Origin of the sequence: Phytomonospora endophytica, assembly GCF_014202425.1 — a bacterium.
Lineage (GTDB): Bacteria > Actinomycetota > Actinomycetes > Mycobacteriales > Micromonosporaceae > Phytomonospora > Phytomonospora endophytica.
The window spans coordinates 1-13,713 of sequence record NZ_JACHGT010000031.1 but is presented as its reverse complement, the minus strand read 5'-3'; the positions used below and the strand labels follow the sequence as shown (position 1 = coordinate 13,713).

Annotated in this window: 9 protein-coding genes and 1 pseudogene; 6 read left to right on the top strand and 4 right to left on the bottom strand. The window is 70.3% G+C overall.

The window, feature by feature from the left end; translation table 11 throughout:
• Nucleotides 1-1,093: 1,093 nt before the first annotated feature.
• The 4 genes from HNR73_RS38870 to HNR73_RS38855 form a co-directional block, all read right to left on the bottom strand.
• The gene (locus HNR73_RS38870; RefSeq protein WP_184793103.1) at nucleotides 1,094-2,398 is read right to left on the bottom strand and encodes a hypothetical protein; all 1,305 of its coding nucleotides are present in this window, start codon (nucleotides 2,396-2,398) and stop codon (nucleotides 1,094-1,096) included.
• 134 nt (nucleotides 2,399-2,532) lie between these two features.
• Nucleotides 2,533-3,462: a hypothetical protein gene (locus HNR73_RS38865; RefSeq protein WP_184793102.1), complete on the bottom strand. Its 930-nt coding sequence runs from the start codon at nucleotides 3,460-3,462 to the stop codon at nucleotides 2,533-2,535.
• Between the two features lie 185 nt (nucleotides 3,463-3,647).
• Nucleotides 3,648-4,604 (bottom strand): hypothetical protein, encoded by a 957-nt coding sequence (locus HNR73_RS38860; RefSeq protein WP_184793101.1) that lies wholly within the window; start codon nucleotides 4,602-4,604, stop codon nucleotides 3,648-3,650.
• Nucleotides 4,605-4,755: 151 nt separating this feature from the next.
• Nucleotides 4,756-5,424, bottom strand: a complete 669-nt coding sequence (locus HNR73_RS38855; protein WP_184793100.1) for a hypothetical protein — start codon at nucleotides 5,422-5,424, stop codon at nucleotides 4,756-4,758.
• Nucleotides 5,425-5,540: 116 nt separating this feature from the next.
• Between HNR73_RS38855 and HNR73_RS38850 the strand changes: the two genes are divergently transcribed.
• The 6 genes and pseudogenes from HNR73_RS38850 to obgE all read left to right on the top strand — a co-directional run bounded on the left by HNR73_RS38850 (nucleotide 5,541) and on the right by obgE (nucleotide 13,109).
• The gene (locus tag HNR73_RS38850) at nucleotides 5,541-7,520 is read left to right on the top strand and encodes a TIGR03960 family B12-binding radical SAM protein (RefSeq protein WP_184793099.1); all 1,980 of its coding nucleotides are present in this window, start codon (nucleotides 5,541-5,543) and stop codon (nucleotides 7,518-7,520) included.
• Between the two features lie 97 nt (nucleotides 7,521-7,617).
• Nucleotides 7,618-8,466 carry a TIGR03936 family radical SAM-associated protein gene (locus HNR73_RS38845; RefSeq protein WP_184793098.1) on the top strand — a complete coding sequence of 283 codons (849 nt, stop codon included), beginning with the start codon at nucleotides 7,618-7,620 and terminating at the stop codon, nucleotides 8,464-8,466.
• 65 nt (nucleotides 8,467-8,531) lie between these two features.
• Nucleotides 8,532-10,871 (top strand): annotated as a pseudogene (locus HNR73_RS38840) (Rne/Rng family ribonuclease); the annotation flags it as partial.
• A gap of 134 nt (nucleotides 10,872-11,005) precedes the next feature.
• A complete protein-coding gene (gene rplU / locus HNR73_RS38835; protein ID WP_184793097.1) occupies nucleotides 11,006-11,320 on the top strand; it encodes a 50S ribosomal protein L21 in 315 nt (104 codons plus the stop codon).
• 8 nt (nucleotides 11,321-11,328) lie between these two features.
• Nucleotides 11,329-11,586, top strand: a complete 258-nt coding sequence (gene rpmA / locus HNR73_RS38830) for a 50S ribosomal protein L27 (RefSeq protein ID WP_184793096.1) — start codon at nucleotides 11,329-11,331, stop codon at nucleotides 11,584-11,586.
• 104 nt (nucleotides 11,587-11,690) lie between these two features.
• Nucleotides 11,691-13,109 carry a GTPase ObgE gene (obgE, locus tag HNR73_RS38825; protein WP_184793095.1) on the top strand — a complete coding sequence of 473 codons (1,419 nt, stop codon included), beginning with the start codon at nucleotides 11,691-11,693 and terminating at the stop codon, nucleotides 13,107-13,109.
• The last annotated feature ends 604 nt before the right edge of the window (nucleotides 13,110-13,713 follow it).

The following is a 13,713-nucleotide window of genomic DNA, read 5'->3' as shown; positions in this document are numbered from 1 at the left end:
GACCCCCGCTGGGGCTTCGCCCCAGACCCCACCAGGGACTCCGTCCCTGGACCCGGAACTCGCTGCGCGAGTCTCTTCGAGACTCGCTACGCGAAAACCAAGCCCTCGCCTCACGGCTCTCGTGCCGAAGTCTTAAGCCCCGAGCCCTCGCTACGCGAAAGTTCAAAACCCGAGACCCAAGACCCAGCCCCCTCCGCGAACCCCGCCCTCCGCCACACAGCAATGCGGGGACGAGAAAGCCTCGTCCCCGCATTACCAAGCTCTAACCCGCAGGCGCCCTGCGTTCGGGCTTCGCCCCAACCACCGCCGCGCTGCCGCCCTTCGCGTGGCGCTAGCCCGCGCTTCGCGCGAGTGGCGCTAGCCCGCGCCCGCGCCCGCGCTTCGCGCGAGTGGCGCTAGCCCGCGCCCGCGCCCGCGCCCGCGCTTCGCGCGAGCCGCGCACCCCGCACTAGGCCCACGCCCGCGCCGGGCAGCCACACCCGCGCTTCGCGCGAATGGCGGTAGGTCGCAACCCCGCTTCGCACAAGGCACACCTCCTCGCCAGACAGCAGCCGTGCACCCACGCTCTACGCGAGCCGCGTACCCCGCGCCTCCATACCTGGCAGCAGCCGCGTACCCCGCGCTTCGCGCGCATGACGCTGAGCCGCACCCCCGCACCCGCGCAGGGCAGCCACACGGCGTCCCCTCACGAGTGGCACTGAGCTGCGCCCCCGCGCTTCGCGCGCATGACGCTGAGCCCCGCCCTCGTGCTTCGCGCGAGTGACGCTGAGCCCCGCCCTCGTGCTTCGCGCGAGTGACGCTGAGCCCCGCCCTCGCGCTTCGCGCGAGTGACGCTGAGCCCCGCCCTCGCGCCTCGCGCGCATGACGCTGAGCCCCGCCCCCGCGCTTCACGCGAGTGACGCTAAGCCGCGTGCCTCGCACCGGGCAGCCACACCGCGTCCCCTCACGAGTGGCACTGAGCCGCGCCCCCGCGCTTCACGCGAGTGACGCTAAGCCGCGTGCCTCGCGCCCCCCGCGCTTCGCGCGAGTGCCGCTAAGCCGCGTGCCCCGCGCCCCCCACGAGTGGCACTAAGCCGCCCCCCCCCCACGACCCCTACCCCCGCCACCCCGCCAGGTACGCCTTCACCAGTGCCTCCGCCCGGGCCGCGATGTCCGCGTCGTCAACGGTCTCCTGGCTGTAGATCGTCAGTCCCGCCTCCAGTGAGACGTTGTCGTCCCACAGGTGGATCCGGTAGTTCGCCGCGTCGGCGTCGCCGTCCCATGAGCGCAGCAGCGAGTAGGCCTGCGTCCCGATCCCCGACATCTCGGTGAGTTTCCATCCGCCGTCGGGTTGGGTCTTCTGTTCGTCGAGTTTGAATTCCCAGTCGTTGCTGGCCTTGGCCGCCGAGTCGTAGACGCGGGAGTCGAAGGCGATGTCGACGCTGATCCCACCGTCGCCGTTCAGGGAGACCGAGCAGGTCTGTTCGGCGCCGCCGTCGGTCTTCGGTTCGCTCGTCTCGCGGTGGCGTGCCGTGTCCTCGGCCAGTGAGTAGTCGGCGACGGCGGCCTGGTCCAGCACCGAGCAGGGCTTCTCCAGCACGGCGTATTCGCCGCCGGCGTCGGTGCGTCCGTCGTCACCCGTTCCGAACAGCCACCAGGCTCCGCCCGCGACGGCCGCGAGGGCGAGCACCACGCCGACGATGACCAGGGTCCGTGTCAGGCCGCTGGCCTTGCGGGCGCGGCGCATCGACTTGAACTTCTTGTCGTCGGCGCCGCTGTCGGTCGACGGGGACATGAAGTCGTCGTCTTCCCGGGCGGGACGGGGGCGGCGTTCCTCACGGGGGACGTAGCCGAGGTGGCTGTAGACCTGCGTCCCGTGGTCGTCGTCCCAGGCCGAGGAGGAACCGTCGGCGAGGTCGGGGTGGTACGGGTCGGGGTCGACGGCCAGGGGCCGGAAGGCCCGTGTCGCCTCGGAGGGAGGCGCCGAGGTCGGCGCGGCGGCCGCGTAGCCCTGCTCCTCCTCATCGGCGTATCGACGGCGTCGGCGGCCCTGATCGGGGGGCTGCTGCCCCGAAGGCGGCGGAGGGGGCGGACCCCCGTATCCGCCGGACGACTGTGGAGGAACCGGCGGCTGCGTCGCGTGCCGTCCCGTCCCCTCTTCGCGGTACCCGCCGCCCTGCGCGTAGGGGTTCGTCGGCGCGCCGCCGTAGCCCCCGCGCCCTTCCGACGGCGAAGGCGGCGAAGCCGGCGGAGGCTGCTGCCCCGCAGGAGGTGGGGGAGTCCCCCCACGTCCGTAGGGAGACCCCGGGTCCTGCTCACGCCGCTCCCAGCCCGCCTGCCTCGGCCGCGGTTGGCGGGCTCGGTCGTCCTGCGGGTACTGGTCACCCGGATACTCCGGTCCGGCGTGATGCGATCCCACTTCAACCTCCACGTTGTGGCCGGCGGTGGCCAAGCGCTGGCGTCGCCGCCGAAAGCATCGAATGACGCGACTTTCTCACGTACGACATTGCAGCGTAGTCGCCCCCGCCCGGTACAGGTTCACCCATACCGGCGTCAGATCGCGTTGAAGACCTCGTTGGCGGTGTCCACGATGAGGTTCGCGAGCCCTTCCCGGGTCGCCGCGTCGGCGCTGTCGCTCAACGAGACGCGCAGGACGGCGTTGCCGTTGCGGATGACGACCGAGAGGGATTCACCGTAGGTGGAGTCCCCGGCCGACCAGTCCGACTCCTCGCCGATGGACGGTCCGCTGTAGGAGGTCCCGCTCATCGCGCTGACGGCGCTGTCGTAGGAGGTCTCCAGGTAGTCGGCGGAGTCGATGGTGAGGTCGACGCTCAGGCTGGCGTAGTCGAAGGTCGGCTCTTCGCGGTCCAGGGAGATGTAGCAGCTGGACCAGCCGTAGCCGGCGCCCGTGCTGGAGTCGCTGCTGGTGTTCGACGGGGTCCCGTCCTGCTCCATGGCGAAGGCCGTGGCGTAGCGGTCGATGTCGATCACGTCGCACAGGTCGCTGGGGTTGGAGTAGCTCCCGCCGGCGGGGGCGGCCGCGACGGTCGGCGTGTAGGCCAGCGGCTCCTCCTCGTCGGCCTTCACCAGGGCGCCGATGACGATGATGCCGACGACGCACACGATCACCAGGGCCCCGGCGACGATGCCGCCGATGATCCAGCCCTTGTTGCCGCCCGACTTCACCGGCGGCCCGGGCATGTACTGCGGCGGCGCGTAGGGCGCGGGCGCGTAGACCGGGGGCGGTGGCGGCTGGGGCGCGTATCCCTGCGGCGGCGGGTAACCCTGCGGCGGGTATCCCGGCGGAGGCTGCTGGGGCGACGGGACCGAGGTCACCGGCTGGTCGGGCCAGCCGCCGCCCTCGGCGGGGTAGAGCTCGTAGGAGGTCGGTCCCTTCGCGGGCGGGTCGTCCATGTCCGACGGTTCCCCGGTGCCGTCCGGACCCCACTGCGACGGGGGTGGCGGGGGGAATGGACTGGTCATGACCTGCCTCCTGGTGGCCTTCGGCTCGACGCCGGCCGGGCCTCGTCTGCGGTGTCCGGCCGTGATCACGGCGGCGTGGTTGTCATTGTGCACCGCCGGGACCACCGGTTTTCTCCCGGAGTTGTGCCGTGCGGCGAACGAAAGACCGGCCCACTCCACACGGGAGCGGGCCGGTCGGTGGAGCGTCAGGCCGCGAGGCCGGTCAGCATGTCCCGCATGACGGCCTCGACGGCCGTCTGGAGCGCGGAGTCGCCGATCGCGTCCTCGGTGGTCGACAGTCGCACGTCGGCGACGAGGTTGCCGTCCTGCACGATCAGGTAAGCCGAGGGGATGATCGCGTCGTCGAAGACGATCTTGGCGCGTTCGCCGAGACCGGACACGTCCGTGCCGGTCACGCCGCCGGTCTCATAGACACTGAGGTAGCTGTCGTAGGTCGAGGCGACCTGCGAGGTGTCGTCGAAGAGGGTCGCGTTGGTGGCCAGCGTCCCGAGGTCGTACTCGTTGCCTTCGAGGTCCTGGTAGCAGGACATCGCCGGGCCGGAGCCGTAGTCGGTGTTCGAGGGCGTGCCCGCACCGGCGGCACCGAGGACGTCGGAGTAGGAACTCTCCGAGACCACCGAGCAGAGGTCGTCGACCTCCTTGTACTTCGCGGCCGAGGAGTCGTCCCCGTCGTCGCCGCTGGAACCGGAGTTGCCCGAGTCGCCACCGCCGCTGTTGTTGCTGTTGTCGTCGGAGCTCATCGCGTTGACGACGACGAAACCGACGACCAGCAGGACGACGACGGCGGCCACGGCGAGACCGCCGAAGATCCAGCCCTTGTTGTTGTTCTGCGGGGCCTGCGGCGGGCCGGGGGGCATGAACTGCCCGGGCGGGCCGTAAGGCGGCGCGCTGGTCGGGCCGTACGGGGGAGCACTGGTGGGGCCGTACACCGGCGGTCCGGGCGGGGGACCGTAGGCGGGGGCCTGAGGGGGTGGCGCCTGGTTGGGGTCGGGCCACCCGCCGGTCTGCGGGTAGAGGTCGTACGACGGCGCGGCCGTCGGGTCCTGGGGCGGGGGTGGGCCGGGCTGTTGCCCGGGCTGTGGCTGCTGCCAGGAACCGTCGTTCTGCCACGGCTGCTGTGGTGGCGGGTACGGTCCAGTCACGGGCCTTGCCTCCTACGGCGATGTAAAGCGGGCTCAGGTGTCGAGGATGGCCCATGCCCACCTGCGCCCTGGCACGAGGCCGGGCGTGTTGGAGCCTCCCCTGGTGTATGCACCTCGATAGTGCCTCCGGAGGCCCCCGTACCGCCGGGCGCTACGTCCCTGAACGCGCTCCTTCGAGTACTTTTGTCCCTATCTTAATGAGCGCGTCTTTTACCTGATCGTTAGATACGTCATCGGCCGAAAGGCCGGTGGTGAAGACGGTCACGTCCACCGTGGCGTTGCTGTCGCGCGCCCGCAGCCGGAACTCCGAGCCCGCGTCGTCGGTCACCTCCGTGACGAAACCGGCCTGCTCGGCCACCCCCGACAAGATCTCGGGCTCCCGCTGCTCGGAACGCTCGAAGTCGAGAGTCCCGGAGTAGCCGGCCTTGGCGTCGTTGACGCTCGCGTAGACCCGCAAGGTCGCCCGCAGCTCGGCCGTCGCGTAGACCGTCGCCTCCTCCTCGGCGGACAGCAGCACCGTGCAGCCGACGGCCTCCGGCCGGGGCTCGGCCACCGTCGACGGCTTGCGCTCCCGCTCGGTCAGCTGCCAGCCCGCGACCGGCTCGGCGTCGACCAGCGGGCACAGGTCGGTCACCGCCCCCGCCGCGTACCGGCCCTTGTCGTCACCGTCCATCGTCACGGTGATGACGACCCCGACCGCGGTGAGCACGACGGCCACCGCGCCGAGTACCACGGCGACCTTCACCAGCAGCCTCTTGCGACTGGGCGGCCGGTGCCGCCCCAGGTAGCCGGGCTGCCCGGGTGCTTGGGCAGTGGTCACGATCACCTCGTTCGTCGATGTTGACAGGCGTAGGAGCACCGCCCGCCCGTGGCCGCCGTCCCCCAGCCGCCACTCGCAGCAAGGGTACGCAGGGGCGCTCGTTAGGCTGGATGGTTATGAGCGTGACGTCGGTGTACCCCGAGCTTGAGCAGCTACTGCCCCTGGTGAAGAAGCCGATCCAGTACGTGGGCGGCGAACTCGGCGCGGTCCGCAAGGAGTGGGACACCACCACCGTGCGGTGGGCCCTTATGTATCCGGACGCCTACGAGGTCGGCGTCCCCAACCAGGGCGTACAGATCCTCTACGAGGTCCTCAACGAACTCGACGACGTCCTCGCCGAACGCACCTACGCCGTCTGGCCCGACCTCGAAGCGCTCATGCGCGAACGCGGCGTCCCGCAGTTCACCGTCGACGCCCACCGCCCCGTCAAGGCCTTCGACGCCTTCGGGATCTCCTTCGCCACCGAGATGGGCTACACCAACCTCCTCACCGCCCTCGACCTCGCCGGGATCCCCATCCAGTCGAGCGACCGCACCGACGACCACCCCATCGTCATCGCCGGCGGCCACGCCGCCTTCAACCCCGAACCCATCGCGCCCTTCATCGACGCCGCCGTCCTCGGCGACGGCGAAGAGGCCGTCCTGGAGATCACCGGCATCATCCGCGCCTGGAAGGCCGAGGGCCGACCCGGCGGACGCGACGAACTCCTCCTGCGCCTCGCGCGCACCGAGAGCGTCTACGTCCCCCGCTTCTACGACGTCGACTACCTCCCCGACGGCCGCATCCAGCGCGTCGTCCCCAACCGCGCCGACGTCCCCTTCCGCGTCCACAAACGCACCACCATGGACCTCGACGCCTGGCCCTACCCCAAGAAGCCCCTCGTCCCGCTCGCCGAGAGCGTCCACGAGCGCTACGCCGTCGAGATCTTCCGCGGCTGCACCCGGGGCTGCCGCTTCTGCCAGGCCGGAATGATCACCCGCCCGGTCCGCGAACGCTCCATCACCACCATCGGCGAGATGGTCCAGAAGGGCATCGCCGAATCCGGCTTCAACGAGGTCGGCCTGCTGTCCCTGTCCAGCGCCGACCACTCCGAGATCGGCGACGTCTGCTCCGGGCTCGCCGACAACTACGAGGGCGACAACGTCTCCCTCTCCCTGCCCTCCACCCGCGTCGACGCCTTCAACGTCGAACTCGCCAACGAACTCTCCCGCAACGGACGCCGCAGCGGCCTCACCTTCGCCCCCGAAGGCGGCAGCGAGCGCATCCGCCGCGTCATCAACAAGATGGTCAGCGAGGAAGACCTCATCCGCACCGTCGTCACCGCCTACGGCAACGGCTGGCGCCAGGTGAAGCTCTACTTCATGTGCGGACTGCCCACCGAGACCGACGAGGACGTCCTCGCCATCGCCAAGATGGCCCACGAGGTCATCCGCGCCGGCCGCGCCGCCGCGGGCAACAAGGACATCCGCTGCACCGTCTCCATCGGCGGGTTCGTGCCCAAGCCGCACACGCCCTTCCAGTGGGCCGCCCAGGCCGACCCCGAGACCGTCGACCGCCGCCTCGACCTCCTCAAGAAGGAGATCAACAGCGACCGCTCCCTCGGCCGCGCCATCGGCTACCGCTACCACGACGGACAGCCCTCCCTCATCGAAGGACTCCTCTCCCGCGGCGACCGCCGCGTGTCGGAGGTCATCCTGGAGGCCTGGCGCGACGGCGGCCGCTTCGACGGCTGGACCGAGCACTTCTCCTACGAGCGCTGGGCCGGCGCCGCCGAGAAGGCGCTCGCCCGCTTCGGCGTCGACCTGGCCTGGTACACCACCCGCGAGCGCGGTGAGACCGAGGTGCTGCCCTGGGACCACCTCGACTCGGGCCTGGACAAGGACTGGCTGTGGGCCGACTGGCAGGACGCGGTCGCCGAGGTCGAGCAGGACGACTGCCGCTGGACCCCGTGCTTCGACTGCGGCGTGTGCCCGGCGATGGACACCGAGATCCAGATCGGGCCGACCGGCAAGAAGCTCCTGCCGCTGGCCGTGACCGGTCAGCCTTCGCGTGGTGTGGTCCCGAGCAGTCAGTCCTACGAGGCGGATGAGGCGTGATGAGGACCAGGCTTTTGGCGAGCGTGCGGCACGACCAGGGCGCTCGGCGGCACCCGGTGTCCCCGGGCGACCGAATCGCGCGGAAGGGCGGCGTGTGATGGCCCGCGTACAGCCCGAGCAGCAGGCGCCGGTCGTTCAGCGCATCCGCATCCGCTACGCCAAGCGCGGCCCGCTGCGCTTCACCTCCCACCGCGACTTCGCCCGCGCGCTGGAGCGCGCGGTCCGCCGCGCGCGCCTGCCGATCGCGTACTCGTCGGGCTTCCACCCGCACCCGCGCATCTCCTACACCTCGGCGGCGCCGACCGGGGTGGCGAGCGAGGCCGAGTACGCCGAGATCGCCCTCCAGCGCCGCATCGACCCCGCCGACCTCGTCCGCGACCTCGACGCGGCCCTCCCACCCGGCCTGGACGTCCTGGAGGCCGCCGAGTCGACCGGCGGGAGCCTCGACGAGCGGCTGACGGTCTCGCACTGGCGGCTGGAGCTGCCGGGCGTGACCGACGCCCAGGCCACCGACGCGATCACGGCGTTCCTGAACGCCGAGGAGATCTCCGTACAGCGCATGACGAAGAAGGGGTACCGCACGATCGACCCCCGTCAGCCGGTGCTGCACCTAGGCCTTCACAGTGACGAATCCGGCGCCTTGTCCGCGCCGCACGCGGCGGACGCGGACTCGTGTGCCATACTCGACCTTGTCGTACAGCACGTCACACCGTCTGTACGGCCCGATGACGTCCTGGCCGGTCTGCGGGTTGCAGCCGGTTTGGAGCCGCCGGTGCCACCCCGAGTCACCCGGCTTGCCCAGGGCATGGTCGCCGAGCACGGTGAAGGGTCCACTCCCTTCTCCGCTGGCACGGAATCCGCCACCGGCGCGGGGTTCGCCCTGTCCGCCGTCGGCGGGCTCGCCGATCCGCTCGGGCCCGATCGTGGCACGGTCGTCACGGAATAGCCGTCAACCGGCGGCCCTGGTCAAGTGTGTCGACCAGGTGGAGGACTTTCGGTGGTCTGGGAAGGCCATCGGCCAGCAGTGCCGCACCCGCGTGGCAGCGTACTTTTCGCGCCCGGGCGCGGCGGATACGGAGTAAGACCCACATGCTCGAAAACGAGCCGAAGCAGACAGCGGACGAACAGGGCAAGGCGGGCCGAGTTCAGCCCGCACCGGTCCTGTTCGTCGCACCGGAGGCCGCACCCGTGGCCGCTCCGGTCGACGACCGCGCCCCTGCTCGACAGCAGACCAGGTCCAAGAGCGCCGCCAAGTCCGACAAACCGGCGGCCACTACACGTAAACGCGCGTCACGCGCCGAGGGCCCTCCGGACGAGGCCCCCGCCGCCGCTGACACGGGGGAGCAGGCTCCGGCAGCCGACGCTCCCGCCAAACGAACCCGCCGTTCCCGCAAGGTCAAGGCCGCCGAGGCGGCCCCGGCCGAGCCCGTCGCCGAGGCGGAAGCCGACGGCGACGATGACGACGACCAGGAGCTCGGCCCCGACGGCGTGCGCCGCCGTCGTCGTCGCGGGCGCCGTGGCCGTGGCCGCGGCAAGGGAGCCTCGGAGCTCGACGGCGAGTTCGATGACGAACCGCACGACGAGGCCGACAACACCCCGTCGCGGGCCGACGACGGTGACGACGACTCCGCCGACGCCGGAGACGGTGTCCGCAGGCGTCGCCGCCGGCGCCGCCGGTCCGACGCGGCCGACGGCGGCGAGGACTCGCCGGTCGAGCCGGGCACCGACGTCGTCGTCAAGGTCCGCAAGCCGCGGCCCGTCGAGGACGAGGTGCAGGGCCTGTCGGGGTCGACCCGCCTGGCCGCCAAGCGCCAGCGCCGCCGGGACGGCCGCGGCCAGCACCGCACGCGTCCCCAGATCCTCACCGAGTCGGAGTTCCTCGCCCGCCGCGAGGCCGTCGACCGCCAGCTGGTGATCCGCCAGCTCGCCGAGCGGACCCAGATCGCCGTCCTCGAAGACGGCGTCCTGGTCGAGCACTACGTGACCCGCTCGGGCGGGCAGGGCATGTCCGGCAACGTGTACCTGGGCAAGGTCCAGAACGTGCTGCCGAGCATGGAGGCCGCCTTCGTCGACATCGGCCGCGGCCGCAACGCCGTGCTGTACGCCGGTGAGGTCCAGTGGGACCGGACCGGCCTCGCCGGGCGGGCCCGCTCGATCGAGCAGGCGATGAAGTCGGGCGACTCGGTCCTGGTGCAGGTCACCAAGGACCCGATGGGCCACAAGGGCGCGCGCCTGACGAACCACATCGCGCTGTCCGGCCGGCACCTGGTGTACGTGCCCAACGGCAACGCCTCGGGCATCTCCCGCAAGCTCCCCGACACCGAGCGCCGCCGCCTGCGGTCGGTGCTCAAGAAGCTCGTTCCCGAAGGGGCCGGCGTGATCGTGCGCACGGCCGCCGAGGGGGCCAGCGAGGACGAGCTGGCGCGCGACATCGAGCGCCTGAAGGCCCAGTGGGAGGAGATCGAGGGCAAGGTCTCCAAGGGCGGCGCCCCCGTGCTGCTCTACCAGGAGCCCGACCTCGTCACCCGCGTGGTCCGCGACGTCTTCAACGAGGACTTCCGCGAGCTCGTCGTCGACACCGACGAGGCCTACGACGAGGTGCGCGACTACCTGTCGGCGGTCTCTCCGGACCTGCTCGACCGGCTGCACCGGCACACCGGCAGGGGCGACGTCTTCGCCGACATGCGCATCGAGGAGCAGCTGCTCAAGGCCCTCGACCGGAAGGTGTTCCTGCCCTCGGGCGGCCACCTGGTCCTGGACCGCACCGAGGCGATGACGGTCATCGACGTCAACACCGGCAAGTTCACCGGTGAGGGCGGCAACCTCGAAGAGACCGTCACCCGCAACAACCTCGAAGCCGCCGAGGAGATCGTCCGCCAGCTGCGGCTGCGCGACATCGGCGGCATCGTGGTCATCGACTTCATCGACATGGTCCTTGAGGCCAACCGCGACCTGGTGCTGCGCCGCCTGACCGAATGCCTCGGCCGGGACCGCACCAAGCACCAGGTCACCGAGATCACCTCGCTCGGCCTGGTCCAGATGACGCGCAAGCGCATCGGCCAGGGCCTGCTCGAAGCCTTCAGTGAGGTCTGCGAGCACTGCAAGGGCCGGGGCGTGATCGTCCACCTCGACCAGCACGACAAGCACGGTGGAGGCGGCGGCAACGGCCAGTCGCAGGGCAAGGGCGGCGGCCGCCAGCAGCAGCAACAGCAGCAGGGCGGCGGCAAGAACGCCAAGTCGGAGAAGAAGGCCGAGCGCAACAGCAAGAACGCCAAGGAGGCCACCGAAGGCCGGGCCTCCGAGGGTGCGCGGGACGCCGGTGGCGGCGACGCGGTGGAGGCGGTCGCGACCGTCCTCGCCGGGACCCGTAAAGTCACCGAACCGGCCCAGTGACCACACGCACGCGGCCCCGTTTGGGGCCGAGTGCCGTCGTCAAGTACCCTTGTCGACGGCCTGAATTCGGATTCGAAGGAGAACAGCGTCCCATGTACGCGATCGTCAAGACCGGCGGCAAGCAGTACAAGGTCGCCGAAGGCGACGTACTTGTGGTGGAGAAGCTCGAAGGCAACCCGGGCGACTCCCTGACGCTGCCTGCCGTGCTGCTCGTCGACGAGGGCGCGGTGACGACCGACGCCGACAAGCTCGCCGGCGTGACCGTCAACGGTGAGCTCGTGGAGCACACCAAGGGCCCCAAGATCAAGATCCACAAGTTCAAGAACAAGACCGGATACCACAAGCGCCAGGGTCACCGCCAGCCGTTGACCCGCGTGAAGGTCACCGGCATCGACAGCGGGAAGTAGGCGCCAGCATGGCTCACAAAAAGGGTGCGTCGAGTTCGCGGAACGGTCGCGACTCCAACGCCAAGTCGCTGGGCGTCAAGCGTTTCGGCGGGCAGCTCGTCAACGCCGGTGAGATCCTGGTCCGCCAGCGCGGCACCAAGTTCCACCCGGGTGACCAGGTCGGCCGCGGCAGCGATGACACGCTCTTCGCGCTGGCCCCCGGTCACGTTCAGTTCGGCACGAAGCGCGGTCGCAAGACCGTGAACATCGTCGCCGCCGAGGCGTAGGCGCTTCAGGCGCGCAGAACATCCCACCCGGGTCGGGAGGTGTCACACCTCCCGACCCGGGTGTTTTCTCATTCGGCTCTCGAAACATGAGGGACAGTGGTCTCGTGACCAGCTTTGTCGATCGCGTCGTGCTGCACATCCAGGCCGGTAACGGCGGCCACGGATGCGTCTCCATCCACCGCGAGAAGTTCAAGCCCTTCGGCGGACCGGACGGCGGCAACGGCGGACACGGCGGCAACGTCGTCCTCACCGTCGACCCACAGGTGCACACGCTCCTGGACTTCCACTTCCGTCCGCACGCCAAGGCCACCAACGGCAAGGGCGGCCAGGGCTCCATGAAGAACGGGGCCAACGGCGAGGACCTCGTCCTCGGCGTGCCCGACGGGACGGTCGTGCAGACCCGCGACGGGCAGATCCTCGCCGACCTCGTCGGTGTGGGCACGACCTACATCGCCGCGCAGGGCGGTCGCGGCGGCCGTGGCAACCAGGCCCTCGCCAACAGCAAGCGCCGGGCACCGGGCTTCGCCGAGCTGGGGGAGCCCGGCGACGTGACCGAGGTCGTCCTCGAACTCAAGAGCGTCGCCGACGTCGGCCTGGTCGGTTTCCCGTCGGCGGGCAAGTCCTCGCTGATCTCGGTGCTGTCGGCGGCACGGCCGAAGATCGCCGACTACCCGTTCACCACGCTCGTGCCGAACCTGGGCGTCGTCCAGGCCGGCGAAGAGACGTACACGGTCGCCGACGTTCCCGGGCTGATCCCCGGGGCGGCGCAGGGCAAGGGGCTCGGGCTGGAGTTCCTCCGGCACATCGAGCGCTGCGCGGTGCTGGTGCACGTCATCGACTGCGCGAACCTGGAGTCCACGCGCGACCCGCTGTCGGACATCGACGCGCTGGAGCACGAACTGGCCGAGTACGGGGGACTGACCGACCGGCCGAGGCTCGTCGTGCTCAACAAGATCGACGTGCCCGACGCAAGGGACCTCGCCGAGTACGTCCGCGCCGACATCGAGGCGCGCGGGCTCCCGGTCTTCGAGGTGAGCGCGGTGACCCATGAGGGACTCAAGCCGCTGACCTACGCGCTGGGCGAGGCCGTCGCCGCGCACCGGGCCGCGCAGCCCGCGCTGGAGCCGACGCGGGTCGTGCTGCGTCCGGCCGCCGTCGACGACACCGACTTCACCATCGAGCTCGAAGACGACGTCTACGTCGTCAAGGGCGGCAAGCCCGAACGCTGGGTGCGCCAGACGGACTTCAACAACGACGAGGCGATCGGGTACCTCGCCGACCGTCTCGCACGCCTCGGTGTCGAGACGGCCCTGGCGAAGGCCGGCGCCACGCCCGGCTGCCCGGTGCGGATCGGGACGCAGGAGTTCGACTGGCAGCCGACCCTGCCGACCCTGCAGGCTCCCGTCGGCGCCCGGGGCACCGACCCGCGCATGGATCCCGACGAACGCGTCGGCGCGACCGAGCGGCTCGAAGCCCGCAGGGCACGCCGAGCCGAGCTCCACGCGGAGCTGGAAGACTCCTGAGCTGCGATAACACCGGGGCGGACACTTAGTCCGACCCCGGTGTTCTCGTCTGTGCAGGCCTACCGTAAATTTCTGTCTGCCCGCGGGGAACCGGACGGGAAAGGACGAGAAGCGCAAGCCTCTCAACCTGGACCGGCAGGCCCGCAGGACAATCCCACTCTCCGACCCATCAGGGTTCGAGAAGGGTGCGCACTCAGGAGGCGAAGTCCCCTAGTTGCGGACCTGGATCGAAGATGGTAGGCTGGTGGGGTTGCGCCAAAACGAGGTTGACGGGCTAGCTCAGCTGGCCCCGGCGACTCGGGGAGGCAACGGACTTGCTAGTCTGGCTCGGCGGTGAGAACCGCGGAACCGCAGCTGGAACCGAGTGAGGGCCCCGAGAACGGGCCGGAAAACGGATCTGGTAAGGTTCACCGAGCTAGAGACGGGAAACCGAGCAAGTCTAGCACGAAGATCCAGATCCGGCAAGACCCCGGAAACGGGGCCGAAAACGGGCCTGATAGAGTAAGCGAGCAAGACCGGAAAGACAAGCAAGACTGAGTTACACGGTTAGACATAGACTTGTTAGATAATAGAAAACCTGCCAGTCGGGTCTGTGGACGGTTGT

Excerpts from the sequence above, each read along its gene's own strand:
- HNR73_RS38865 (WP_184793102.1), bottom strand. The coding sequence starts at position 3,462 with ATGACCAGTCCATTCCCCCCGCCACCCCCGTCGCAGTGGGGTCCGGAC.
- HNR73_RS38850 (WP_184793099.1), top strand. The coding sequence starts at position 5,541 with ATGAGCGTGACGTCGGTGTACCCCGAGCTTGAGCAGCTACTGCCCCTG.
- HNR73_RS38845 (WP_184793098.1), top strand. The coding sequence starts at position 7,618 with ATGGCCCGCGTACAGCCCGAGCAGCAGGCGCCGGTCGTTCAGCGCATC.
- rplU (WP_184793097.1), top strand. The coding sequence starts at position 11,006 with ATGTACGCGATCGTCAAGACCGGCGGCAAGCAGTACAAGGTCGCCGAA.
- rpmA (WP_184793096.1), top strand. The coding sequence starts at position 11,329 with ATGGCTCACAAAAAGGGTGCGTCGAGTTCGCGGAACGGTCGCGACTCC.